This window comes from Arcobacter vandammei (genome assembly GCF_016106035.1).
GTDB classification, from domain to species: Bacteria; Campylobacterota; Campylobacteria; order Campylobacterales; family Arcobacteraceae; genus Aliarcobacter; species Aliarcobacter vandammei.
In genome coordinates, this window is sequence record NZ_JADKPZ010000008.1 from 11,678 (window position 1) to 37,287 (window position 25,610).

Below are 25,610 nucleotides of genomic sequence, written 5' to 3' on the forward strand. Positions count from 1 at the left end.
ATTTATTTATTTCTTTATTATTCAGTTGATTTTAGTTTTGTTAAGTAAGAAAATATATTAAAATGCTTATATAAATTTTATTATTTAACTTTTAACAATAAGTACTAAATCAAACTTAGATTTGCTATAATCTTTGAAAAATTAATTAAGGCAAACTATGAAATTAACAATTATTGGAAATGGTGTTATGGCTCAATCTTTAGCCATAGGTTTAATAAAAAGCTATGAAGTTGAAATGATTGGAAGAGATATAAATAAACTAAAAGCTATAAAAGAGAAAATCCCTCAAATAGAGATAAAACAACTTGAAGATAAAGAGGATATTAGTGGTAAAAATATACTTTTTTGTGTTAAACCCTTTGCACTTGAAAGTGTAGCTGTAAGACTTACAGGAACTGCAAATATTTTAATATCTATCTTAGCAGGAACAAGACTTGATTTCTTAAAAAAACAGGTAAAAGCAAAAACTTATACAAGAGCTATGCCAAATATTGCGGCTAGTGTTTTACAGTCAATGACTACAATAACAGGCGATATTGAGACAAAAGATTTAGCTATGAAAATTTTCTCAACTACAGGTCAATGTGTTTGGGTTCATACAGAGTATCAACTAGATATTGCAACAGCGGTTGCAGGAAGTGGACCAGCATTTTTATCTTTGGTTGCTGAGGCATTAGCTGATGGAGCTGTTAAAGCTGGACTTGATAGACATTTAAGTACTCAATTGGTTCAAGGTCTATTTAGTGGAACTTCAGCTCTTTTAAAACACTCTCATCCATCATTTATAAAAGACTCTGTTATGAGTCCAGGCGGAACAACAGCAGCTGGATATGCAGCACTTGAAGAGTATGGAGTTAGAAATGCTATGATTAAAGCTATTGAAGAAGCTTATAATAAAGCTTGTGAACTTGCAAAAAAATAGTTTTACTCTATTTGAAACAGTAATTAGTATTACAATTTTACTAATTTCTGTAACAATATTTCATCAAATTTCAAAAGATAATTTAAATGAAGATAAAATTTATATGCTTTTAAATAGTTTGGAAAATAGTTTTAATAGTAAAAATTACACAAATTTCAATAAAAGTTCAAAACAAGTTGAAATTACAAAAAATGGTAATATTGTTGAAAAAGTAGAGCTAAATATCTACTCTTACAAAGATGAAAATATAAAACTTTTTAAATATGAAAAATAGTTTTTCTCTCTTTGAATTAATCCTAAGTTTAATAATTTCAAGTGTAATAATAATTTTTTCAAGCAAATATCTAAAAGAGATTTTTATAGAAAATAAAAATATCCAAACAAATGAAAAAACAAAAATTGATTTAAGAAGTACTAAAATTTTTATAGAGAAAAACATAAAAGATATAGATAAATTATCATTTTCAAATACTATTTTATATTTTGATAATGAAATTTTACTTACAAAAGTTGAAGATTTTCAAATATCAAAAAATGGAAAAAGTATAGAGATTTTTATAAATTATGATAATAAAATATCTCAAAACTGGAGTTTTTCACTATGAAAAAAGCCTATACCCTATTTCTTACAATTATTCTTCTTTCTACTTTTAGTTATGTATCACTTCAAATTTTACAAACAAAAGCTATAAAAAGCCAGAATTTAAAAAATCAATTTTTATATATTCAAGCAAAAAATCATCTAAACTTTTTGGAAGAATATTTAAAAAGTTTAGATTTAAAAGATATTGAATCACTAGAAATAGATGATGATTTTTTTGAGATAAAAGCTATCAAATCAAAGGATAATAAAAATATGAATTTATATGTAAAAGCCTTTGATTATGATATAAGAGTTACAAAAATTATAAATATAGAGTAAATTTTATGATTATAAAATAACATCTAAAACTTTTTTTGCTAGTTTTAAAGCATTATTTCTATGTGAAAACTCTTGTTTTACTTCAAATTCAAGCTCTCCCAAAGTCTTAGAAAAACCTTTTGGAATAAAAAGAGGATCATAACCAAAACCATTTTCTCCAAACTCTTTATTTAAAACCTCTCCATACATAAAACCATGAACAGTGTAAACTTCATTTTTATAAACTATTGTTATACAAGCTGTATAAAATGCAGGTGTTTTCTCTAAATTTAGTTTATTTAATTCAGATATTAATTTTAGATTATTCTCTTTATCACTTGCATTAAGCCCTGCATATCTAGCACTATAAACTCCTGGAGCATTATTTAAAGCTGGAACACTAATACCGCTATCATCAGAGATTACTAAAGCTTCACCAAAACCAATTTTTTGAAGTTCATCATAAATTGTTTGTGCTTTTTTTATTGCATTTCCTTTAAATGTATCTTTATCTTCCTCTATCTCAAATTTTCCTAAAATTTCTCCAAAAGCCAAAACCTCATCATTTGGTAAAAGCTTTTTAAACTCTTTTATTTTTCCTTGGTTATTTGATGCCAAAACTATTCTCAATTTTTATCCTTTTATTCGCTTATTATAGAATTTTAAATATAATCAAGCCAAAATTATAATATATTTAGGATTATGTATGATTAAATCAGTTATGCCTTTGAGCTTTATTATTGCTCTTAGGTTTTTTGGGCTTTTTATTGTTCTTCCAGTTTTATCTGTTTATGCACTAAGTCTTGAAGGTGCAAACTCTACTTTAGTTGGAATCGTTGTTGGTGGTTATGCTTTAACTCAAGTTATTTTCCAAACACCTTTTGGTATTATGAGTGATAAATTGGGAAGAAAAGGAACTATTATTATGGGTCTTTTTCTTTTTGCTATTGGTTCACTAATTTGTGCAGTTGCAACAGATATTTTTACTTTAATGCTAGGTCGTCTTTTACAAGGAGCAGGAGCTATTGGAGCTGTTGTTACAGCTATGATTAGTGATGTTGTAAAAGAACACGAAAGACCAAAAGCTATGGCTATGATGGGAATGTTTATAGGTCTTGCTTTTGCAGTTGCTATGATAGCTGGTCCTTTAATTGGTGGATTTATTGGAGTTCCAACACTATTTTATATAACTATGATTTTAGCTTTAGCTTCTATTTATATTTTAGTAAAAAAAGTTCCAAATCCTCCACAAATAACACATACTTACAATGAAAAGTTAAATCTAAAAGATGTTTTAGGAAATGCAAATATAAATAGAATGCACATAACAAACTTTTTTCAAAAAGCTTTAATGACATTCGCATTTTTAGTAATTCCAATTATTCTTACAAAAACTTACAATTGGGATAAAAGTGAGCTTTGGTATGTATATCTTCCTGCTATGATTTTTGGGCTTTTATCAATGGCACCTGCAGCTATTATTGCAGAGAAAAAAGGAAAATTTAGAGAAATTTTATCTTTAGGAATTATCTTTTTCCTTATCTCATATTTAATAATTGGATTTAGCTCTAGTGCTTTAGTATTTTCTATTGGTGTTGTTATTTTCTTTGTTGGTTTTAATATGCACGAACCAATTATGCAATCACTTACTTCAAAATTTGCGAAAGTTCATCAAAGAGGGAGTGTTTTAGGAGTATTTAACTCTTTTGGTTATTTAGGAACATTTGTTGGTGGAGTTTTAGGTGGAATTATGCTTGATACTCTTGATTTATCATCATTTGCTATTATTATTGCAGTTATTTGTGTTTTATGGTTAATTTTAATTATAACTATGCCAAATCCATCTAAAACAAAAACAATATATTTAGATTTAAATGAATACAAATTAAATAAAAATGCCTTAAATGATAATTCAAAAATTGATGAATGGTATATTAATAACACAGAAAATATAGTTGCAATTAAGTTTGATGAAAAAAATATCACTGAAGATGAAATAAAATCATTTCTAAAATAAAATGCAAAATAATATAAAAAGGAATAAAGAGTGAAAAAATTATTTATAGTTCAAATTACTCTTTTTATTCTTTTATCTCTATACTCAAATGCTCAAAAAAGCTTCCATATAAGTAGTTCAGATTTAGTAAAAATTGAGCAAAAATATGGAACTTCTGCTAGAGAAAGAGTAGAGTCTTGGGACTCTATGATTGAGGCGGCAAAAAACCAATCTATTTTAAATCAGCTTCAAATGGTAAATGATTTTTTTAATAAAATTCCATATAAAACAGATATGGCACATTGGAAGAAAAAAGATTACTGGGCAACACCTATTGAATTTATGGGAACAAATGGTGGAGATTGTGAAGATTATGCAATTGCAAAATATTTTTCACTAATAAAACTAGGAGTTCCTGATAGTAAACTTAGAATTACCTATGTTAGTTATTCTAAAAGAAATAGTAATTTTGAGCAAGCTCATATGGTACTATCTTACTATCATAAAGCTGGAGCAGAACCTGTAATTTTAGATAATATCAATAAAACTTTGCAAGTAGCTTCAAAAAGAACTGATTTAAAACCAGTTTATAGTTTTAATGCAAGTGGTCTTTGGCAATCTCAAACAGTAGGAGAGACAAGGGCTGGAGAAAATAATCTTAAATCTTGGAAAGATTTAATGAGTAGATTTTAATTAGGAGCAAAATATGTCTTTATCAAAACAACTTTACCTAATAATATCATTTATATTTTTTATGATATTTGCGGGTAATTTCATCATTAGTGTTAAAAATACAAAAGAGTATTTAGAAACTGAATCTATTTCAAAGGCACAAGATACAGCCACAACTTTGGGATTTAATCTAAAAACTCTGATTAATAATAAAAGTAATCCCGAGATAGAAGCAACTATAAATGCTGTTTCAAATAGTGGTTTTTACAAAGAAATAAGACTTGAAGATGCACTTTTTACAATAAAAGAGAGTGATTTAATAAAAGCTTCAAAAGATTTAAATAACTCAATTTGGCAAGTTTCAGATATAGAAATAGACCCAAATATTGGAACTATTGATACTTTAACTCAAAGTGATGATTTTATGCAAGAGTTAATCACTTTAAACGGTTCAACTCCAAATGAAGATAATAAAAATATAACTCCTAGCGAAGATATTTATACTTTTGTTCCAAAATCAACAAATACTAGCTCAATCTCTTTGGATATTAAGTTCAAAGCTACAAATCAAGAGGGAATTATTGTAAATACAAATGCAAATTTAAATTTAAACAAAATTTTAGTTCAAGTAAATAGAGATATAAAATTTGACTCAGTTCCACAATGGTTTATAAACTTAATTCCTATTGATTTAAAAGAGCAATATACAGAAATTAGTGATGGTTGGAAAACTAGTGCTATTTTATTTGTAAGTGCAAATCCTGGAGAAGCATATAATAAACTATACAGTCAAGTAAAAAGTGCTATTTTATACTCTTTTCTTGCATTTATTGTATCTATTATAATTTTATATCTATTTGTTCAATATCTTTTAAAACCACTAAAAGAGTTGGAAAACTCTGCAAATGCAATAGCAGAAGGTAAGTTTGCAAAAATAAAATCTTCTTCAAGTACAACAGAAATTGCAAATTTATCATCTGCTTTTAATGATATGTCAAGCAAAATAGAAGCTACAATAGAGAGATTAAACACAAATATTGAGAATATGTCTAAAAAATTATCAAAAGATGAATTAACAAATCTTCCACTTAGACAAACTTTTGAAACAGATATGAAACAGCTTTTTATAGACAAAGCAAAGGCTTATATTTTAACAATAAAAATAGATAACTTAGGAGATTTTGCAAAATCTCATACTTCAAGTGAAGTAAATAATTTTATAAAAGAGTTTGCTTTAATCTTACAAAATACAACACTAAATGAAAATAAAAAAACTTTAGCATATAGATTTTTTGGTTCAGAATTTGCTTTAATCGCAAAAGATTTTACTTCTGAAGATATAAAAAGTTTTGCAAATATTTTAAAATCTAAATTTGAAAAACTAGGAACTCAATTTGATAAAAAAGATGTTGCACATATAGGAGCTGCAATTTTTAATCCATTTAGCACAACAGCACAAATTTTACAAAGTGCAAATCAAGCCTATGAAAAAGCGACAATTATTGGACAAAATGAGATTTTTATAAGCGAAGAGAATGAACTTGTAAAAGATATGGAAAGTTGGAGAGAGTTTGTAAATGATACAATAGAAAACTCAAATTTCACAGTTAAATATATTGGAAACTTTACAAAATGTAATAGTGAAGAGATAATTATGCAAGAAGCATTTACTTCTATAAAAGACAAAGATAATAACGATATTCCAATTGGAACATTTGTATCAATTGCTGAAAAATATGAAAAAATTATGGATTTTGATAAAAAGGTAATTGAAAAAGTAATAAATTATATTTTGGTAAATGATACAAAATATGATATTGCAATAAATTTATCTTTAGAATCTATAAATAACACTGCATTTATAGCTTGGCTTGAGCAAAAACTAAAAGAGAATAAAAATATTGTTTCTAAACTTGTTTTCTCTGTTACAGCTTATGCTGTTGCAAAAAATATAGAAAAATTCAAATTCTTTGCTAGTGAAATGCAATCATTGGGAGCTAAAGTTATAATAAAAAGATATGAAACAAGATTTATTTCACTAAATGATATAAAAGAGCTAAATTTAGACTATTTAAGATTAGCTAGAGAATATACAAATGATGTTTGTGTAGATTTTTCTAAACAAAGCTTCATAGAGTCTATTGCTGAAATTTCAAATCTTTTAAATATTAAAGTTTTAGCAGAAAATGTACAAAAAGATGAAGATTTTAAATATATTAAAAACTTAAATCTTTTTGCTGCAAGTAGGTAAATCAAGTCTTTTGACTTGATTTAAAATATTATGTTTATTTTAAAAAAAATTATCTCTGCATTTATTCTACCTATTCCTATTGGACTTTTTTTACTTATTATAAGTTTTGTATTTTTACTAAGAAACTCTTATAAAAAAGCTAAAATATTACTTTTTATAGCTATTTTATGGTTTATTTTAATATCAAATCAAACTATTTCAAATATGATTTTAGCTCCTCTTGAAAATATATATCCAAGTTTAATAGATACACCAAATGTAAACTATATTTTAGTTTTAGGAAATGCACATAAAAGTGATGATAATTTAAGTATAACTTCACAAGTAAAAGCAACAGCAGTAAATAGACTAATAGAAGGATTAAGACACTACAAAAATTTAGAAATGAATAATAAAAAAGCAAAATTAATAGTGTCAGGTTATAGTTTTGATGACCCAAATTCACATGCACAAATGCAAAAATTATTAGCTATAAGTTTAGGTGTAAATGAAAATGATATTATAACTCTTGATACTCCAAAAGATACTTTTGATGAAGCTATTGAAACAAAGAAAATAGTAAATAATGAAAAAATAATTTTAGTAACAAGTGCTAGTCATATGAAAAGAGCTTCAATGATATTTGAAAAGAATGGCTTAAATATAATCCCTAGTCCAACAGAGCATAAAGCCTATCATACAAGTTATCCCAGCTCCTATTTTAATTCAAACAATATAAAAAAAGTTGAACTAGCAATTCATGAATATTTAGGAATTTTATATTCCAAAATAAAAGGGGAGATTTAACTCCCCTTTTTAATCTTCATCATAAAACTCTAACTCTGTAAAAGCATCAAAAACATTTCTACTGTTTAATTCATCAAACATAGCAATATCTTTAAAATCATCCATCGTTACAACTTTTGAAATAGTTGAAGCAGTTTGCCCATCTTCAATTGCATCAAGCACTCTAGTTTTTAAAAGTGTGAAATATTTTTCTGTATGTTCAAGTGCAGTTTTTCCAGTATTAATTCCATGCCCTGCAACTAAATTTTCAAAAGGATAAGTTTTGATTAAATCAATAGCTTTTAGAGTTCCTACAACTGAACCATCTCTATTTGAAGTGATTCTTTCATTCATTATAATATCGCCTGTAAACATAGTTTTACTTTCATCTACAAATACCATTAAATCATCGCTTGTGTGAGCTTTGTGTGGAAGAGCAATAATATTAATTGTCTTATTCCCAATATTTATTTTTGTATCTTCACTTATAACTACATCAGCTTTGATAATCTTTGTATTTTCCATCTCTTTACTATCTAAAATCTCAAAAATTCTAGGTTTTGAACTCTCATCATAGTTTTCATTTATAGATTTTGGAGCATAGATTTTTGAGTTGAATTTATCTTTATAAAAACTGTTTCCCATCCAGTGGTCGTCGTGTTCGTGAGTTACTATAATATCACTTACTTTTAAATCTTTGATTTTTTTCATAGCTTCATAAGCTTGTGAAGCGAAATTATAGCTAGTTCCACTATCTATTAAAACATACGAGTCTTTTGCATCAATATAGCAAGAGTTTGCCATAAATCCACCATTTTCTTTAGATGGAACTTCAGTTTTTCCAAAAAAACACCAAGTTGAGTCATTTACTTTTACAGGTTCTAAATTATAATCAAATGCAAAAAGCGAACTACAAAGTGCTACTGAAACAGCAATTTTTTTAAACATATAAATCTCTCCTTTAATATAATAAAAATTTATTATATAGTAATATCACTTTCAAATATGTAACAACGATATAAAGGGCATAAAATGGATAAAAAAAGAGAGATGATTTTTAATTTAAACAGTTTTTTATTAGCTTTTAGTGAAGCTTTAAATAGTAAAAAAAGAGCTTATCTATCTTTAAATATTGCAAAAGAGCTAAAGCTTGAAGATAAAAAATTAGCAGATATTACATCTTTAGCACTTGGTTTTGATTTAGGATTTCAATCTTTAGAAAAATTTGTTTTTGTAGATAAATCTTGTTTAGAAGATAAAGAGATTTTAGATATTTTAAATTTCTCAAACGAGATTTTAAAAGAGTTTGATTTTGTAAAAAACAGCATTGAAAATAGGTCAAAATCAATAGAGTTTGTGAAAAATAGTTCATATAAAGATAGCATAAAAAGTGCCTATTTAGAGCTTTGTAAAAATCTAAAATTCTTTTTAGATTTAGAAAACAGTGATGAGATAGTGTTTTTCATCTACTCAAATTTACAAGATTTTACAACAGTTTTAAAATTTGAAGATATTTTTGATATGACAAAAGAGCTTCACTATTTTGAAAACAAAAACTCTAAACTTCTTGAATATGCAGAAAAAATGGCTGATTTTTTTGAGTTTGAGCATAAAGACAAAGAGATTTTTAAGATTGCTTCAAGCTTACAAAATATTGGGAAATTATATATTTGTAAAGATATTTTAGAGAAAAAAGAGAGTTTAACTGCTACTGAAAAAGAGATTATAAAATCATATCCATACCATACAAATAGAGTTTTAAAACAGATAATGCAGTTTGATGATATTGCAAAACTTTGTATAAAAGTTCAAGAAAGAGTTGATGGAAGTGGATATTTTCAAGGACTATTTGCAAAAGATTTAAGCTTTAAAGATAGATTATTAGGCACTCTTTTGATTTATAGTGCTTTAAGAGAAAAAAGAGCTTATAGAGATGAGTATTCTCATGAAGAAGCAATAAAAATTATGAGTGAAGAGGCAAGTCTTGGAAAAATTGATGAAAGTTTAGTTGATATTTTTGATAAGGTTTTAAAAGCTAAGTAATATAGAAAAAATTTAATACAAGCTAAAAGCTTGTATTAATATTATGGTTTAACTGTTGATAGTCCAACACTTAACCAAGATTGCATTCCACCTCTATACCATTTCATTTTTTCTTGTGGATAACCAATAGCAATTAGCTCTTTCATAGCTTCAGGACTTTGTCCACACCAAACTGCATTACAAAACATTAATATAGTTTTTGCATTTGTAAAGTCATATTTTCCATCTTTTTCTACAACTCCAAAAGTATCTAAAGCCTCTTTAAACTCATCTGGATATTGAGATTTTTTTGTATAAATATATGGAACATTTACAGCAGTTGCAATAGTTTGGTGGTTATACCAGTTTTCAGTTCTACTATCTACTAAAAGTAGATTTTTATCTGATTTTGCTTTTTCAATAAACTCTAAAACTTCTAATTCTCCATAAGTTTCAATATTTTCTGCTGCTTTAATTGGAGAAATTTTTCCAAAATATGTAACAAAACTTCTTTTACAATTTTCATCTACAGTTGCTGCTGCTTGATTTACTCCTCCAAAAATATCTTTTGGATCAAAAGCCACACTCTCACACTCTTTTGGTTTAGCTTCTCTTTTTATAGTTGCTTTTTTACCGTCATCTAAAGTTACTTCAACACCTGTTGTTTGTAAATCAGCTGCAAATATAGAACTTGCAACAACCATACTTCCTAAAAATATCTTAAACATTTTCTCTCCTTAATTTTAAAATATATAAAAATGATTTTAACTAAAAGTTTCCAAAAGAGCAAGTTATTGGGGACTTAAGTAAAATTTGGATAAAATCTAGCCTATTTTAGTAACACAATTAGGACATTTTTATGAGTGAAAAATATGAACCAAGAAAAGTAGAAGATAGTTTTTATAAAATTTGGGAAGAAAGAGGCTATTTTGAAATAGACGGAAATAAGGCTATTCAAGAGCCAAATAAGAATTTTGCAATTATGATGCCACCACCAAATGTAACAGGAAGCTTACATATAGGACATGCTTTGACATTTACTTTGCAAGATATTATTACAAGATACAAAAGAATGGATGGCTTTAAAACTCTTTGGCAACCAGGAACGGACCATGCAGGAATTGCAACTCAAAATGTTGTAGAAAAACAACTTTTAAGTGAAGGTACAACAAAAGAGGAGCTAGGACGAGAAGCTTTTTTAGAAAGAGTTTGGAAATGGAAAGAGTTTAGTGGTGGTACAATCGTTCATCAAATGCGAAAACTAGGAGTAAGTCCTGCTTGGAGTAGAGAGAGATTTACTATGGATGAGGGCTTAAAAGAAGCCGTAAAAGAAGCCTTTGTAAAGCTATATGACGAGGGAATGATAACTCAAAATAACTATATGGTAAATTGGTGTACTCACGATGGAGCTTTAAGTGATATTGAAGTTGAACACGAAGAGGTAAATGGTAAATTTTATCATATGAACTACCATTTTGCTGATGGTTCAGGGTTTGTAACGGTTGCAACTACAAGACCTGAAACATATTTTGGAGATAGTGCAGTTATGGTTCATCCAGATGATACTAGATACCAAAGTTTGATTGGGAAAGAGGTTCTTTTACCTTTAATTGATAGAAAAATAAAAATTATTGCAGATTCTCATGTTGATATGGAGTTTGGAACAGGAGTTGTAAAAGTAACTCCAGCACACGATACAAACGACTATGAAGTGGGGAAAAGACACAATTTAGAGTTTATAAAGTGCTTTGATGAAAAAGGTATTTTAAATCAGCAATGTGGGGAATTTGAAGGTTTAGAAAGACTAAAAGCCAGAGAAATAATAGTGCAAAAACTTCAAGAAACAGGGCATTTAGTAAAAATCGAAGAGCATAATCATCAAGTAGGGCATTGTTATAGATGTAAAAATATAGTTGAGCCATATATTTCTAAACAGTGGTTTGTAAGCAAAGAAGTGGCAAAAAAATCAATAGAAAAAACTTATGCTGGTGAAGCAAAATTCCACCCACCACATTGGCTAAACTCATATAGAGCTTGGATGGACGAGCTAAGAGATTGGTGTATTTCAAGGCAACTTTGGTGGGGGCATAGAATACCTGTTTTTTATTGTGATGAGTGCAACCACCAATGGGCTACAAAAGAAGATGAGCCAAAAGAGTGTCCAAAGTGTAAAAGTGCAAAGCTTCATCAAGATCCAGATGTACTTGATACTTGGTTTAGTAGTGCTTTATGGGCATTTTCACCACTTGGTTGGGGAAATGCAGGGCAAATGGAAAATACATTTACAAAAGATGATTTAAAAGATTTCTATCCAAACTCTTTGCTTATTACTGGTTTTGATATTATGTTTTTCTGGGTTGCTAGAATGATGATGATGGGTGAGCATTTTATGGGACAATTGCCTTTTAAAGATATTTATATGCACGCTCTTGTACGAGATGAACATGGTGCAAAAATGTCTAAAAGTAAAGGAAATGTGATAGATCCTCTTGATATGGTTGAAACTCATAGTGCCGATATTATAAGATTTACACTAGCATATTTGGCTGTTCAAGGAAGAGATATAAAGCTAGGAGAGAAAAACCTAGAGCAGTTTAGAAACTTCACAAATAAGCTTTATAATGCAAGTAATTTCCTACAACTAAATGAGAGTAAATTTGATGATTTAAAAGATATAACAATCTCTACACCACTTGGGCTTTATATGCAAAGCCGTTTAGCAAAAGCTGTAAAAGAGGTAAGAAACTCTCTTGAAACATATAAGTTTAATGAAGCTGCAAGTACTCTTTATAGATTTGTTTGGACTGAGTTTTGTGATTGGGGAATTGAGTATAGTAAAGCTTCAAAAGAGAGTATTAAAGAGCTTGGAGCTATTTTTAAAGAGACACTTAAAATGGTAAGCCCTTTTATGCCGTTTATTTCTGATTATCTGTATCATAAACTTAGTGGTACAACTTTAGAAACTGAATCTTCTTTGATGGTTCTATCTTTTCCAAAAGATATAGTTGAAAATGAAAATATAGAAAATATGTTTGATATTATTGAAGAGGCTATTGTATCTATAAGAAGAGCAAAAGTTGTTATTGATATGGGGAACTCAAAAATCGAAAAAGCTTATATAAAACTAGATAAGCAAATAGATACAGATGTAGCAAAACCATTTATTGAAAAACTAGCAAAAGTTGAAAATATTGAGTTTGTAAGTGCAAAAGTTGAGAACTCTATAACAGATGTTTCAAATAATCTTGAAGTTTATCTTCCACGACTTGAGATAGATTTACAACCAATTATTTATAAGCTTGAAAAACAAAAAGAGAAAGCACAAAAAGAGTTTGATAAATTAAATGGTATGTTATCAAATGAAAGATTTGTGGCAAATGCACCTGCAAATGTAATAGAAGAGAACAAAAAAGCTCTTGATGAAGTAAAAACTAGACTTGAAAAAATTGAGGCTGAACTTAAAAGTTTGGATTAAGATTTAGAAGAAAAGGAATTATTATGGGACAAATCGTTGAAACTGAAAAACCAAATTTTTTAAAGGCTGTGGAATTAATATTAGCTAAGCCAGAAGATATAAAAAAAGAAACATTACAAGTTTTGGAAAATTTTAAAAAAGAGTATCCAAAAAAAAATGAAAAAGATATTCGTAGTCTTGTTGCCAAAAAAATAATATCAAACTATAGTTATTATTCTGCTTTTACTGGTGCTACAACAGCTTTAACAGGGGTTATTCCTGGTATTGGTACAGCTGTCGCTATTGCAGGAGGAGCTAGTGCTGATGCAGTTGCGAGTATTAAATTTCAAGTTGAGATGACAATGGCATTAGCAACTGTTTATGATTATGATATATTGATTGAAGAAGAAAAAAGACTTTGCTTTCTAATTGCTGGACTTGGTGCTATAAATGAAGCAACTAAAAGTGGTGCAAAGTCAATAGGTACAAAAGCTTTTACTAATTTAGTTAATCAATATTTAAAAGGAGCGACCCTTCAAGCAGTAAAAGAAATATTCAAGAAATTAGGAATTATCTTTACTAGAAAAGCTTTAGAAAAATCTATTCCATTTGGAGTAGGTGTAATTATAGGTTTTTCAGCTAATAAAGGATTAACTTGGTATGTTGGTAGTAAGGCTTGTGAATTCTTTGATTGTAAAGAAAAAATATAAATATATTTTTACAGACTATTCTTACTTTTCTTTTTACAAAGAAAAGTAACAAAAGAAAATCGGGACACGAGTTGCTTTTTTAGGGATTTTCTCAATAAATTTCTAAAAACTCAAAACTCACTTCGTTCAAACAGTTGAGTTTTTTTTACGAAATTTATCTCAAAAATCTTTATCCTAAAAAAACAAAGTGTCCCTTGCTAAAGCAGTGGTATTGCCTAACGGCAATAAAATTTTGACTTTCTTTGGAACTAAGGATTTATCCTTAGTAAAAAATTTATTTGAGAAGATTTACTTTTTAGCTAAGAACAAGTTCTTAGTTCCGAAAATTACAACCATATTTTTATAAATTAGCAAAATCAAAATTGTCTTACAGAAAAAAGTTTGCATTTTCAAAATAGTGTTAAGCAAAATTTATATAAAAGCCGTAAAGAAAACTCAACTGTTTGAAGCAAACTTTAGTTTGCAAGTTTTGAGTTTTTAGGCTTGTTATGAATTTTTTAGCTATTTTGGAACGAGCAAACGAGTTCTTTTGTTACTTTTCTTTCGGAAAAGAAAAGTAAGAGAAGCTTGAAAAAAAGTAAAAATCTTTTTATGCTATGAAATTGCCTAACGGTAATATTTTTATAAATTCCCGAATTATTTTCCCACACTCCTTTGATAAAATAGTAAAGCTTGACATTATTCCTTTTTTCTCTTACAATTCTTAATATTAGATAAAAAGGATATAAGATGATTATACAAAATTCACAAGTAGAACTTTATTCACAATCTCAATCAATATCAAAACACTCATACACTGAAAGTGTGCAAAAACACTATGGAGCAAAAGAGGACCCTTTTGCAAGAGCAGAGACAAAATCGGAAGCTTTTAGTTTAAATTTTCAATATTCACATAGCCAAAGTACACAATCATCAAGAGCAGTTGTAAATTCAGAAGATATGTTAAGTCCAGAAGATAGGATAAAAAAGCTGATTATTGAAAGGCTTTTAGAAAGGCTTACAAATAAAAGTGTATCTTTGTACCCAAAATCTACAACAAACCAAAGTAGCAGTTTTGAGTTTAATTTTAAAGAGGTTAAGGCTGAAAGTTCAGCACAAAGATTTGTCTTAAACCCATATATAAATGCAAACTCAAACCAAAATCAAACACAGCAAGAGCTAAAAGGGATTATTTTTGAGACAAAAAATGAGTATTATCAAAAAGAGAGTATTGATTTTGGTGCAAAAATAAAATTTAATACTCCAAACAAAAGCTATGATATGAGTTTGGATATATCATTTTCAAAAGAGTTTTATGAAAAAAGTAGCCTTAGAGTTGTAGTTGGAGAAGATATTTTTACAGATCCATTGGTTGTAAATTTTGGTGAGGATGTAAATCCATTTGATAATCTAAGCAGTCTAAAATTTGCTTTTGATTTGGATAACGACGGAGCAACTGAGATGATACCATATCTAAAAGCAGGTGCTGGATATTTAGTTTTGGATAAAAATGAAAATGGAAAAATAGATAATGGAAATGAACTTTTTGGACCAAATAGTGGAAATGGATTTAAAGAACTTGCCCTTTATGATGGCGATAAAAACGGTTTTATAGATGAAGCTGATGAAGTTTTTTCAAAGCTTAAAATTTGGAGTTTTGATGAGAAGGGAAATAGTTCTTTAATCTCACTTCTTGATGCAAATGTTGGAGCTATATATTTAGGTGATGTTCAAAGTGGATTTAAATATATTGATGGAATAAATAGCACTTTGGCAAGTTCACAAAGCAACGGGATTTTTATAAAAGAGGATGGAACTGGGCTTGGAGTTGTGAATTCGATAGATATTTTGGTTTAAATAGGTATAAATATAGATAATAAAAAATATGGAAGGTTTATAACTCATCCAAATTTTTAAATCCCAAAAAAACTCTTTACCCATAAAATTTCATTGCTATTTAATTCAATTTTTCTTAGCTCTTTTTTATCTTTATCCAAAACAATAAGAATATTACTTTCAAGTCTTAAATACTCTTTACCCCAATCTTTATCTAATTTATCAGTTATATGAAAAATTTCAGAATTTTTTGGTTTTTCTTTCTCTCTTCCATCTTTATAAACTATTGCTAATCCACCTGTTCTTTTTTCAATTGTATAAGGTAAATATTCTTGTAAAATAGAGTAAACTCTAGCATTTTTCTCTTCTGGTAAAGAGTCTTTAAAACCAATAAACCCAACAACGAAAAATATGGCAACAAGTCCTATAAGTACAATATTTTTGGTATATTTTCCCATACTATTTCTCCCAACTTTTTATATAATCTTTAACCTTTTTATCTAAAAACTGCATTCTTTCTTTCCCTTTTGGAAGAGTACTTCGCAACTCTTTTAGCTCTTTTAAAAAATCTTCTATTCCACTAGGAATTATATTCTTTAAGTACTCTTTAAAATTTTTTGCAAATGCGGGAGAACTTCCACTTGTAGAAATTGCTACTGTTAAATCACCTTTTTTTATATATGCAGGAAAGATAAAATCACAATATTTTTGTAAATCAACACAATTACAAAGTATATTATAATCTCTTGTTTCAACATATATTTGCTCTTGTAAAGAAAGATCATCAATAGCTGCAATAACTATGTCAAAACTCTTACAATCACCTTTTTCATAGAATTTATGAAAACATTTTAAAGAGTTCTTTTCTATTAAATCTTTTATTTGTACATTAAATTTTTTAGAAATCAAAGTAATATTTGAAGAGAAATTTAAAAGATGTTCTAGCTTTTCAAGAGCTATATTTCCACCACCAACTATTAAAATTTTTTTATCATCAAATTTTAAAAAAGCTGGAAAATATACCATAAAAAATCCTTATTCATAATATTTTATTTGGATTTTATTCTAATGTATATTAAAAAATCTAATCTTAACTAATATCAATCTTTAACATTGAATATTCAGTTATAATCCGAAAAACAAAATACTCAAGAGGGGCAAATGAGACTATTTTTAGAACTTGAAATTGCATATATTTTGATAGCTATATTTTTTTTAGTAGTTACAGCAATTGTAACAACAAGAGAATTTTCTCCAAAAAATAGCTTTAAAAAAGTATTTCCACTTGTCTTCATATTTTTTTCTATCGCTATTTTGATTCACTATAAAGTTACAACTTCAAGAATGCTAGAAGTTGAAACACTATTTTTAAAGGGTGAAACTATACTTTGTGAGAATAGAACGAAAAAAGAGTTTTCTCGTTCTATTATGATAAATGATACATTGGGTTGGGATTTAAAAGACAATGTTTTTTCAAATCAAGAATATTTTAAAAGTTTTCATAGTGCAAGATGTGTAAAAATGCTTGAGAATATGAAAAATTAGAAATAGGCAAATTAAAAATTGCCTATTTTTGTAGATTTTCTTTTAGCCATTTTCTTTTTAGATTATGTATAAAAATTATCAAAATAAAAAATGTAGAAGATGTAATTCCTAAAGCTATTAAAAGAGTAGTCTCGCTAGGTATTGTTTCAAGTAAAATCAACTTTCTAATAATCACAACAAAGGCAATTTCTAAAAATGTTAAAGAGTAATCAAAGCCATTTTTAATAAAAAGAGTCTTTACAATTGCAATTACAATCAAAGTAAATAATCCATCAGTTAAAATTATCTTCACAGAGGCAAAATCTAATGCACCTTGAACAATAGTAAATGAAATAAGTTTATGTCCCAAACTAAAAAGACAAACAGCTAAATAAGTTATCATTATAACTATGAAAACATATTTAAGCATATTGATAACTCTTAAAAGTATAGTATCTACCTTACTTTCAAGGACTTTATCAATATTATTTACACTTATAAAAACCTTTTCTATAAAACTCTTTTTTTCAACTTCTTCCATATATTCCCTTTTGAAAATTGCCAAATTTTTTGCGAATAGTATCAAAACAAAACATAAAAAAGAGCAAATTATTTAATAATAAAACTATTTATAAATTAGCAATTTAAAAACTGCCCTATTTCCCTATTTTTTAGAATATTTAAGTATTTTTTTACACTTCCATGCATTGATATATAGATACCATTTTCTATATTATAGTTCAAAAACCCAATAGCACTTGCAAAATTCAAAGTTGCTTCTATTTTATTTATAGATATAGGAAGCATTGCTCCTGTAAAAATAACTTTTTTATCTTTTACATTTTTATCAACAAATGCTGCACTTAAATCCATAGTATCAGTTCCATGAATTACAATAAATTGACTATTCTTAGATGTATTTATAGTTTTAACTATAAGTTCTCTATCTTGATTATTCATATCTAAACTATCTTTAGAAATAATATTTATAATTTCAAAATCAATATTATAACAAAAGCTTAGAATTTCATCTAAAGCTTTATTATCTTTTGAAACTTCTAGTTCTCCATTGATTGGATTATAAATCTTATTAAAAGTTCCACCCGTATTTATTACAGTAATTTTAGATTTTGTCATAGTTATGAACCATATTTTTTGGCTGAAGTAACTCATCTAGTTCTTCTTTTGTAAATAGTTCTTGCTCTAATAAAATATCATAAACTCTTTTTCCAATTCGTAATGCCTCTTTTGCGACTGCTGAACTCTTTTCATATCCTAAAATTGGATTTAAAGAAGTTACAAGTGTAGCCGAATTTAAAACATTATTCATACAAATCTCTTCATTTGCTGTAATTCCTTTTATACACTTATCAGCCAAACTTTCAAATGCTCTTCTCATCATATTTATAGATATAAATAGCTTATAAGCAATTATTGGTTCAAATACATTTAATTGTAATTGCCCATGTTCACTTGCTATTGAAATAGTTGCATCAGCTCCTATAACATCAAAAGCAACTTGGTTTACAACTTCTGGCATAACTGGGTTTACTTTTCCTGGCATTATTGAACTACCTGGTTGCATTGGCGGAAGATTTATCTCATTTAATCCAGCTCTAGGACCAGAACTAAGAAGCCTTAAATCATTACAAATTTTTGATACTTTTATTGCAATAGATTTTAACATAGCAGAAATCTGAACAAAAGAACCTGTATCTTGAGTAGCTTCAATCATATCATTTGCTTTATAATAATCAGTTCCAGTAACACATTTTAAATGATAAATTACTCTTTCTTGGTATTCAGGTTTTGTATTAATTCCTGTCCCAATAGCAGTTGCTCCTAAATTTACCTCTTTTAATAAATTTTGAGCTGTTGTAAGTCTAAAAATATCATCATCTATCATTGTTGCAAATGTTTTAAACTCTTGCCCTAAAGTCATAGGAACAGCATCTTGAAGTTGTGTTCGTCCCATTTTTAAAATATCTTTGAACTCAAAGGCTTTATTTTTAAAAGCATCTCTTAAAATTTTAAGGCTATCTTGAAGTTTAAATATCAATTCATAAAGTGTTATTTTAATTGCCGTTGGATAGGCATCATTTGTAGATTGGCTCATATTAACATCATTATTTGGATGAATTATATTATATGTACCTTTTTTCTCTCCCAAAATCTCCAAAGCTATATTTGCTATAACTTCATTTGCATTCATATTTGTAGAAGTTCCAGCTCCACCTTGGATTGGATCTACTATAAATTGATCGTGAAATTCACCATCTATAATTCTATCACAAGCTTGAACAATAGCATTTTTTTGTTGTTCACTTAAATCACCAAGCTCAAAATTTGTTAATGCACAAGCTTTTTTAACTTTTGCTAAAGATATTATGAAGTTTGGAAATATCGAAATTCCAATTGTAGTAATATTAAAATTCTCTTTTGCTCTTAAAGTTTGAATACCATAATATTTATCGTTTTCAATCTCTTTTTCACCTAAAAAATCTCTTTCAATTCTGTGTAAATTATCCATATTAATCCTTTTAAATAATTTAAAAGAAGTATAGAATAATACTACACAAAATAGCTTTAAACTAGTTTTGTTCCTCTATTAGCTTATCAACAATTTTTATTAAATAATTTGCAGATATTTTTGCACTATTTTCTAAAAATTCATCAAAATCAAATCCAGCATCCATATTTGCACTATCACTTATTGCTCTTAAGATAAAAAATGGAATATTAAGTGCATCACAAACAACTGCAACACTTGCACCTTCCATTTCAAGAGCATCAGCTTTGAAAGTTTTTTCTATAAACTCTTTTCTCTCATTTGAGTGAACAAATTGATCTCCAGTTGCAATAATCCCTTCAATAACTTCTAAATTATTCTCATTTGCAACAGTTTTTGCAATAGTGTTTAATTCTGCACTACTATTTACAAATACACTTCCACCTGGAACAAAACCATGAGGATGCCCAAATGCTGTAATATCAAGGTCGTGTTGGCAAAGTTGATTTGCAATTACTAAATCACCTATATTTAGTTTTGGATTTACTGCACCTGCAACACCTGAAAAAAGAAGTGTATCACAAGAGAATTTTTGAATAAGTGTAGAAGCAGTTAAAGTTGCAAAAACTTTTCCAATTTTTGAATGAGCTATTACAATATCAAGACCTTTATAACTTACTTCATAATATTTATTATCTGCATACTCAACAATATTATAATCTTTAAAATATGCTAAAAGAGGATTTATCTCCTCTTGCATAGCTCCCATTATTGCTAATTTATGCATTTAAAGCCTCAATTGTTTCATTTAATGTCTTCATATCACTAACATTTAATGTAGGTTTTGAAGTGATTTTTTTATTTAAACCTTTTAAAACAGCACCTTGTCCAAACTCAATAAAATAATCAACTTTATCTTCATAAGCTTTAACTGATTGTTTATATTTAACAGGGCTTATTAGTTGAGAAGCTAATAAATCAATAGCTTCATCTTTTGAAGTGTAAGAACTAGCACTAACATTTGCAACAACTGGTAAGAACTCATCTTGTAAGAATTCTATTAAGTAAGGTTTTAAGTTTTCAACAGCACTTTGTATAAGTTCACAGTGAGAAGCAACACTCATATCTAAAACCAAAGCTCTTTTTGCACCAGCACCTTTAAATACATCAACAAGGCTTTCTAAATCAGCTTTTAATCCAGCAAGTACTAGTTGTCCATCCATATTATAATTTGCTGGCCAAACTTTAAGACCTTTTTCTCTTTGCTCTTTACAAATATTTTCAACAGTTGTATCATCAATCCCAACAAGAGCCATCATTCCAGCATTTGCACCTTCACAAGCTTCTGCCATAAAAGTACCTCTTTTATTTACAAGTTCTATTGCATCTAAATAATCAATAGCCCCAGCTGATACAAGAGCTGAAAATTCACCTAAAGAGTGTCCCATTACAAATTCTGGTTCAACTTCAAACTTCTCTTTAAAAACTGCAAGGGCAATACAACTTACAAGTAAAATAGCTGGTTGAGTAAACTCTGTTTTTCCTAAATTTTCATTTTCTTCAAATAAAAGCTTTTGGAAATCTATATTTAATCTTTCACTTGCTTTTTTTATCATCTCTTTTGCAATATCACTATTTTCAAAAAAATCTTTTCCCATTCCTATTGTTTGACTACCTTGACCAGGGAATATAAAAGCTACTTTTTTCATATTTATCCTCTCTTATTAAAATTAAATTGCCCAAATGTATCACTACACTCGGGCAATATTTATAGTTCTTAAAATTTAGTAAAACTAATTAGTGGCAACCACATCCACCGTGTCCACCACCAGTTCCACATCCACCACCGTGGCTATGTCCATGGTCATGGTCATCTTCCTCGTGTCCGCTTGCACATCCGCAACCTCCACCAGTTCCACATCCACCACCATGAGAGTGACTATGTCCGCCACCTCCACAACATCCACCACCCATAGCAGCAAATCCACCAACAACACCAGTTTGAACTTCTTCATCTGTTGCATCTCTTAAACTTAAAATTGCAACTGTAAACATTAAAGTTCTTCCAGCCATTGGGTGATTGTAATCAATAGTTACTTCATCATCTGTAAAAGATTTTACAACTACTTGAATAGTTTCTCCTTGCTCACCTGAACCAAATAAACTCATACCTTCAACTAATTCAATTCCAGCAAATTGCTCTTTTGGTAAAGTTTGAACAGCTTCGTCATTATACTCACCATAACCATCTTTTGGTTCAACTAAAACATCTGCTTCTTCATTTGCAGACATTTTTACAAGTTTATCTTCTAAACCTTGAATAATTTGCCCTTTTCCAGAAACAAACTCTAAAGGAGCTTGTCCTACATTTGTATCTAACTGCTCACCAGTTTTTGCATCTTTTAATGTATATTCAATTCCAATTACTTTGTTTGACATTTAAAATTCCTTATTATAAAATTTATTTTATTTTCGATAATCTAGTTTTTGCATCTTTCGCTTGTGAACTATTTGGATAAAGATCAATTAAAGTACTATAAAAATTTTTAGCATTCTCATTGTCTTTTGTATTCTCAAATGAAATAGCACTGTGCAATAATAGTGTTGGCATATAAGCTGCTTTGTCATTTAACATAGCAGATTTTTTAAAATGATTTATTGCAACATCATATTTTTTTCTTACATACCACATTTCAGCTAAATAAAAATTACTTTCAGCTGGTTTATAATTTATATCTACAAGTTTTTGATACTTAGGTAGTGCAGAATTATAATTTTTTGCATCATAATCCTTTTTAGCTTCAGCCATAAACTTAGATTTTTCTTCAGCAGTTTTAGGCTCAGCAACTGCAGTGACTACAGTTGTATCAGTTTGAACAGCAGTATCTTTTTTATCACTTGATTTTGTAGGTGTTACAGTTTGCGTCTTAACGCCTAATGACTTTTTTAGAGCTTCAAACTCCTCTCTTGTAATAAACTGCTTCATATTTTTCTCTAGTTCATTTGATGAGACATATTCTGAATTAATTTTATTTACAAGTGCTGTAAGTTTAGTAACTGATGCTTTTAAGTTATTAACAGTTGCAGTTAAATCTGAATCTGCTGTTTGGTTTGATGAAGAACTTGATGAATCAACATCTAAAGATGATGAATTTACTCTACTAATTAAATCATCAACCTTCTTACTTGTTGCATTTAATCTTTTAGAATCACCCTCAGATGTAGACTCTAAACCTTCTAATCTATTATTAATTGAATCAACTAAACTTTTAAGATCACCAACTTTTGAAGATAAATCACTAATATTTGATTGATTTTTCATAATATGTTTCTCAGTTGAACTAAGCCCATATGATGAACTACTAGAATTTCCGTAAACTGAAACTTCTTCAGCTACGGAAATAGAAGATACTACTAATAAAGATAGAAAGTATTTAGTCATAGAATTATTTACTTAATTCGTGTTCAACTCTTCTGTTTTTTGCCCAACAATCTTTAGTTTTTTCAGTACAAACTGGATTGCTCTCACCTAAAGAAATTAAAGAGATATTAGCAGATACACCATTTGATACTAAAACATCTTTAACAGAGTTTGCTCTTTTTAAACCTAAAGCATAGTTATACTCATCACTTCCCCACTCATCTGTATTACCGAATACTTTTACAGTAGTATCAGCTTTTAATGGAGATAATTTAGAAGCATTGTTTGTTGCTTTTTCTTTGTTATCAGCAGTTAAGTTATATTTGTCAAATCCAAAGTAGATGTGCTCAATTAAAACTTTTTGACCATTAATCATATAATAGTTACCATTTGCAGCTTTTTCTAAAGCAGAGAAGCTTCCATCTTCAATAGCTGATCTGTTGTCATAAGCAGAGTTATCTGTTGATACAGCAGAGTTATCAGTTTCTAACTCAGCATTTTTTTCACTACAACCTGTAGTAAATAGTAAAGCTGAAACTAAAACAGAGTAAAGACCTAATTTTTTCATATTTTATCCTTGAAATTTAATATTTGTGAAATATTATTAAATTAAAGCTTAATTATTGTTTAGTTTTTTTTATTTTAAAGATGTTTTTTTATGAAATTTGCTTGATATTTTAGAGTTTATTAAAAAAATAGAAAAAAGGCTAAATATTTAGCCTTTTTATGGTTATTTTACCAATCTATAGATTGGATTCTTTCACCTTTTAATGGGAATAAGAATGATTTATTAAATTCTAATCTTATTATTCCTAAAGAGCTAACTCCACCATAAGTTTTTATAAATAAAAGAGTTTCACCATCTGGAGAAAATTTAGGAAATTGATTAACTCCACTACTTGTGAGTCTAGTCATATTATCTGTTTTACTATTTATCAAATATAAGTTGAAGCTTTTCCCACCTAGTTCATTATCAGAATCTTTACTAGAGAAAACTATATTATTTCTATTTGAAGTAACTGATGAGTTATTATTACTATGATAAACCATTCTTTCAACTGCTGTTGAACCTATTTTTTGAGAAAAAATATTTGGATTACCTAATCTATCTGAAACAAAAACAATTTTAGAATCATCTTCTATAAATTGACCACCAACATCAATTCCACCATATTTAGTAATTTGAGTTTTACTTCTTGATTTTGTATTATATAGAAAAACATCTGGTTGCCCTGTTGGTGAAGCAGTTACTAAAATCTTACTTCCATCAGCATTTACATCTGAACAAGCAAGCATTCCATCAGAATCCATAATAATATCTTTACTTCTATTATAAATATTTAACTTAACTAAAGTTGGTTTTTTATAGTTATAAGAGGTATAATAGATACTTTTTTGCTCTTTATCAGCCCATTTTGGGAAAATATTTAATCCACCACTAACAACTGTTTGTTTATATGTTAATGTATAATCTCCAATCATAATATCAGCTTTACCAGCACCTTTATAAACAGCAAATACTACAAATTTCTCCATCCAAGCAATACTTGGTGCTTTAAAGAAATCATTTATTGATATTGCTGCTTTATGAGCTAGAAATACTGATCTATCTAATTGAGAAGTTGTAAAATTTTTCTCCAATAATAAAGCTCTTTGATTTACATCAAATAGTTTTACTTTTAAAGTATATCCACCATTTGACTCTCTTTGAGAAGCTAAATTAATAAATAAAGCAACTCCTTGATTTGAAAGAGCTAACATATCAGGTGTACTATCATATGTTGATTGTGGAACACCAACATTTAATAAATCAAAATGCCCACTTACATTTAAATCATCTTCTAAACTTTTTTTCAATCTACTTAAAGTGAAATCACTACTTGAATCACTCGCCATTGATACTGCTACTTTTGGTATTGAGTTAGTTCTCTTTACAATATCAATATGTCCATCAACATTTGCAAAAACTGTGCTAAATATCAATGAAATAAACAAAACTATTTTTAACATAATTTCTATCCTTCAAATTTAAAATCAACTGTATACTTTACTGCTTGACCACTTGGTGGTTTTGGATAAGCAATATCTTTTTGATCATCAAGATATAATCTTATAGATGTATTATAAGCTTCACTACTTGATCTCTTAACAAATTTATAATCAAAGTTACCGTTTGCTGAAATTGTAACTAAAACAGTTATAACTAAACTTTTATCTTCACTAATAGGTGCTCTTGAATATAGCATTTCATATATTTTGCTACCATAATCATCATTTTTATCACCTTTTGATGAACTTTTAGTCTTTGTATTAGTTGCTGTTTTTTCATCTTCTAATAACTTATCTATTTTAACATTATTTGACTTTTTCTCTTTTTCAAACTTAGATTTAAATCTTTTTGGGTCAATAGATTTTTCAACATTATTAACCTCTTCTTTAACAACCTTATTTGAAGTCTCTTTTACATTTGCAAATAAAGACTTTAAATCAGGTCTTTTTTCATTTGAGTTTGATGTAGCCTTTTCTGGTTGTTTCTCTTCTATAATTTTTTCAACTTTTTTTTCAACCATTTTTTTATCAGCTATCTCTTCTATCATATCAAGTTCTATAGCTGTTGATGTTGGTGTAATATTTATAGTATCTTTCAT

General features: G+C 28.1%; 28 protein-coding genes. 13 read left to right on the top strand and 15 right to left on the bottom strand.

Translation table 11 applies throughout. From position 1 onward, the window contains the following. Nucleotides 1–157 precede the first annotated feature (157 nt). From IQC44_RS05540 to IQC44_RS05555, 4 genes are read left to right on the top strand one after another with little or no spacing between them, the layout of a single operon-like run. Nucleotides 158–922, top strand: a complete 765-nt coding sequence (locus IQC44_RS05540) for a pyrroline-5-carboxylate reductase (RefSeq protein ID WP_198305352.1) — start codon at nt 158–160, stop codon at nt 920–922. Further along, nucleotides 909–1,196, top strand: a complete 288-nt coding sequence (locus tag IQC44_RS05545) for a hypothetical protein (protein WP_198305353.1) — start codon at nt 909–911, stop codon at nt 1,194–1,196. The genes IQC44_RS05540 and IQC44_RS05545 overlap by 14 nt, the downstream gene beginning before the upstream one ends. Continuing rightward, nucleotides 1,186–1,527 (top strand): hypothetical protein, encoded by a 342-nt coding sequence (locus tag IQC44_RS05550; protein WP_198305354.1) that lies wholly within the window; start codon nt 1,186–1,188, stop codon nt 1,525–1,527. Before IQC44_RS05545 ends, IQC44_RS05550 begins: the two co-directional genes overlap by 11 nt. Next, a complete protein-coding gene (locus tag IQC44_RS05555) occupies nt 1,524–1,844 on the top strand; it encodes a hypothetical protein (RefSeq protein WP_198305355.1) in 321 nt (106 codons plus the stop codon). Before IQC44_RS05550 ends, IQC44_RS05555 begins: the two co-directional genes overlap by 4 nt. A gap of 9 nt (nt 1,845–1,853) precedes the next feature. On the opposite strand, the gene IQC44_RS05560 is transcribed toward IQC44_RS05555, so the two are convergent. Further along, entirely contained in the window at nt 1,854–2,453 is a 600-nt protein-coding gene (locus IQC44_RS05560; RefSeq protein WP_198305356.1) for a non-canonical purine NTP pyrophosphatase, read from the bottom strand. Nucleotides 2,454–2,529: 76 nt separating this feature from the next. Here IQC44_RS05560 and IQC44_RS05565 point away from each other — a divergent pair, with 76 nt between their 5' ends. Genes IQC44_RS05565 through IQC44_RS05580 form a run of 4 tightly spaced genes read left to right on the top strand, consistent with a single transcriptional unit; the run spans nt 2,530 to nt 7,528 of the window. Then, nucleotides 2,530–3,840 (top strand): MFS transporter, encoded by a 1,311-nt coding sequence (locus tag IQC44_RS05565; RefSeq protein WP_198305357.1) that lies wholly within the window; start codon nt 2,530–2,532, stop codon nt 3,838–3,840. Between the two features lie 30 nt (nt 3,841–3,870). Beyond that, nucleotides 3,871–4,512 (top strand): transglutaminase-like cysteine peptidase, encoded by a 642-nt coding sequence (locus IQC44_RS05570; protein ID WP_198305358.1) that lies wholly within the window; start codon nt 3,871–3,873, stop codon nt 4,510–4,512. Between the two features lie 13 nt (nt 4,513–4,525). After that, nucleotides 4,526–6,742, top strand: coding sequence for a bifunctional diguanylate cyclase/phosphodiesterase (locus IQC44_RS05575; RefSeq protein WP_198305359.1), 2,217 nt, complete (start codon nt 4,526–4,528; stop codon nt 6,740–6,742). A 30-nt stretch (nt 6,743–6,772) separates the two neighbouring features. Continuing rightward, a complete protein-coding gene (locus tag IQC44_RS05580; protein ID WP_198305360.1) occupies nt 6,773–7,528 on the top strand; it encodes an ElyC/SanA/YdcF family protein in 756 nt (251 codons plus the stop codon). A 9-nt stretch (nt 7,529–7,537) separates the two neighbouring features. On the opposite strand, the gene IQC44_RS05585 is transcribed toward IQC44_RS05580, so the two are convergent. Next, a complete protein-coding gene (locus IQC44_RS05585; protein ID WP_198305361.1) occupies nt 7,538–8,455 on the bottom strand; it encodes an MBL fold metallo-hydrolase in 918 nt (305 codons plus the stop codon). A gap of 84 nt (nt 8,456–8,539) precedes the next feature. Here IQC44_RS05585 and IQC44_RS05590 point away from each other — a divergent pair, with 84 nt between their 5' ends. Continuing rightward, on the top strand, nt 8,540–9,550 hold the full coding sequence (locus IQC44_RS05590; RefSeq protein WP_198305362.1) for an HD-GYP domain-containing protein: 1,011 nt from the start codon (nt 8,540–8,542) through the stop codon (nt 9,548–9,550). 41 nt (nt 9,551–9,591) lie between these two features. Here IQC44_RS05590 and IQC44_RS05595 read toward each other — a convergent pair whose 3' ends face one another. Then, nucleotides 9,592–10,257 (bottom strand): rhodanese-like domain-containing protein, encoded by a 666-nt coding sequence (locus IQC44_RS05595; RefSeq protein WP_198305363.1) that lies wholly within the window; start codon nt 10,255–10,257, stop codon nt 9,592–9,594. Between the two features lie 131 nt (nt 10,258–10,388). Here IQC44_RS05595 and IQC44_RS05600 point away from each other — a divergent pair, with 131 nt between their 5' ends. The 3 genes from IQC44_RS05600 (at nt 10,389) to IQC44_RS05610 (ending at nt 15,529) form a co-directional block, all read left to right on the top strand. Then, on the top strand, nt 10,389–13,004 hold the full coding sequence (locus tag IQC44_RS05600) for a valine--tRNA ligase (RefSeq protein WP_198305364.1): 2,616 nt from the start codon (nt 10,389–10,391) through the stop codon (nt 13,002–13,004). A 23-nt stretch (nt 13,005–13,027) separates the two neighbouring features. Beyond that, complete coding sequence (locus IQC44_RS05605; RefSeq protein ID WP_198305365.1) at nt 13,028–13,693, top strand: hypothetical protein; 666 nt, start codon at nt 13,028–13,030, stop codon at nt 13,691–13,693. A gap of 729 nt (nt 13,694–14,422) precedes the next feature. Next, the gene (locus IQC44_RS05610) at nt 14,423–15,529 is read left to right on the top strand and encodes a hypothetical protein (protein WP_198305366.1); all 1,107 of its coding nucleotides are present in this window, start codon (nt 14,423–14,425) and stop codon (nt 15,527–15,529) included. A gap of 56 nt (nt 15,530–15,585) precedes the next feature. Here IQC44_RS05610 and IQC44_RS05615 read toward each other — a convergent pair whose 3' ends face one another. Together IQC44_RS05615 and IQC44_RS05620 are read right to left on the bottom strand one after the other, a co-directional pair. Continuing rightward, the gene (locus tag IQC44_RS05615; RefSeq protein WP_198305367.1) at nt 15,586–15,966 is read right to left on the bottom strand and encodes a hypothetical protein; all 381 of its coding nucleotides are present in this window, start codon (nt 15,964–15,966) and stop codon (nt 15,586–15,588) included. A 1-nt stretch (nt 15,967) separates the two neighbouring features. Further along, nucleotides 15,968–16,534 carry a precorrin-2 dehydrogenase/sirohydrochlorin ferrochelatase family protein gene (locus tag IQC44_RS05620; protein WP_198305368.1) on the bottom strand — a complete coding sequence of 189 codons (567 nt, stop codon included), beginning with the start codon at nt 16,532–16,534 and terminating at the stop codon, nt 15,968–15,970. Between the two features lie 135 nt (nt 16,535–16,669). Here IQC44_RS05620 and IQC44_RS05625 point away from each other — a divergent pair, with 135 nt between their 5' ends. After that, nucleotides 16,670–17,053 carry a hypothetical protein gene (locus IQC44_RS05625; RefSeq protein ID WP_198305369.1) on the top strand — a complete coding sequence of 128 codons (384 nt, stop codon included), beginning with the start codon at nt 16,670–16,672 and terminating at the stop codon, nt 17,051–17,053. A gap of 22 nt (nt 17,054–17,075) precedes the next feature. On the opposite strand, the gene IQC44_RS05630 is transcribed toward IQC44_RS05625, so the two are convergent. From IQC44_RS05630 to IQC44_RS05675, 10 genes are all read right to left on the bottom strand, one after another. After that, complete coding sequence (locus tag IQC44_RS05630; RefSeq protein ID WP_198305370.1) at nt 17,076–17,573, bottom strand: hypothetical protein; 498 nt, start codon at nt 17,571–17,573, stop codon at nt 17,076–17,078. Between the two features lie 95 nt (nt 17,574–17,668). Further along, nucleotides 17,669–18,169, bottom strand: coding sequence for an asparaginase domain-containing protein (locus IQC44_RS05635; protein ID WP_198305371.1), 501 nt, complete (start codon nt 18,167–18,169; stop codon nt 17,669–17,671). Further along, nucleotides 18,156–19,562 carry an aspartate ammonia-lyase gene (gene aspA / locus IQC44_RS05640; protein ID WP_198305372.1) on the bottom strand — a complete coding sequence of 469 codons (1,407 nt, stop codon included), beginning with the start codon at nt 19,560–19,562 and terminating at the stop codon, nt 18,156–18,158. Before aspA ends, IQC44_RS05635 begins: the two co-directional genes overlap by 14 nt. A gap of 61 nt (nt 19,563–19,623) precedes the next feature. Then, nucleotides 19,624–20,328 (bottom strand): 5'-methylthioadenosine/adenosylhomocysteine nucleosidase, encoded by a 705-nt coding sequence (locus tag IQC44_RS05645; RefSeq protein ID WP_198305373.1) that lies wholly within the window; start codon nt 20,326–20,328, stop codon nt 19,624–19,626. Beyond that, a complete protein-coding gene (gene fabD, locus IQC44_RS05650) occupies nt 20,321–21,250 on the bottom strand; it encodes an ACP S-malonyltransferase (protein WP_198305374.1) in 930 nt (309 codons plus the stop codon). The genes IQC44_RS05645 and fabD overlap by 8 nt, the downstream gene beginning before the upstream one ends. Nucleotides 21,251–21,338: 88 nt before the next feature. After that, on the bottom strand, nt 21,339–21,980 hold the full coding sequence (locus tag IQC44_RS05655; RefSeq protein ID WP_198305375.1) for an FKBP-type peptidyl-prolyl cis-trans isomerase: 642 nt from the start codon (nt 21,978–21,980) through the stop codon (nt 21,339–21,341). Between the two features lie 22 nt (nt 21,981–22,002). Continuing rightward, on the bottom strand, nt 22,003–22,983 hold the full coding sequence (locus IQC44_RS05660; RefSeq protein ID WP_198305376.1) for a tetratricopeptide repeat protein: 981 nt from the start codon (nt 22,981–22,983) through the stop codon (nt 22,003–22,005). 4 nt (nt 22,984–22,987) lie between these two features. Beyond that, complete coding sequence (locus IQC44_RS05665) at nt 22,988–23,530, bottom strand: OmpA family protein (protein ID WP_198305377.1); 543 nt, start codon at nt 23,528–23,530, stop codon at nt 22,988–22,990. A gap of 167 nt (nt 23,531–23,697) precedes the next feature. Then, the gene (tolB, locus tag IQC44_RS05670) at nt 23,698–24,972 is read right to left on the bottom strand and encodes a Tol-Pal system protein TolB (RefSeq protein WP_198305378.1); all 1,275 of its coding nucleotides are present in this window, start codon (nt 24,970–24,972) and stop codon (nt 23,698–23,700) included. Between the two features lie 5 nt (nt 24,973–24,977). Next, the gene (locus IQC44_RS05675; RefSeq protein WP_198305379.1) at nt 24,978–25,610 is read right to left on the bottom strand and encodes a TonB C-terminal domain-containing protein; all 633 of its coding nucleotides are present in this window, start codon (nt 25,608–25,610) and stop codon (nt 24,978–24,980) included.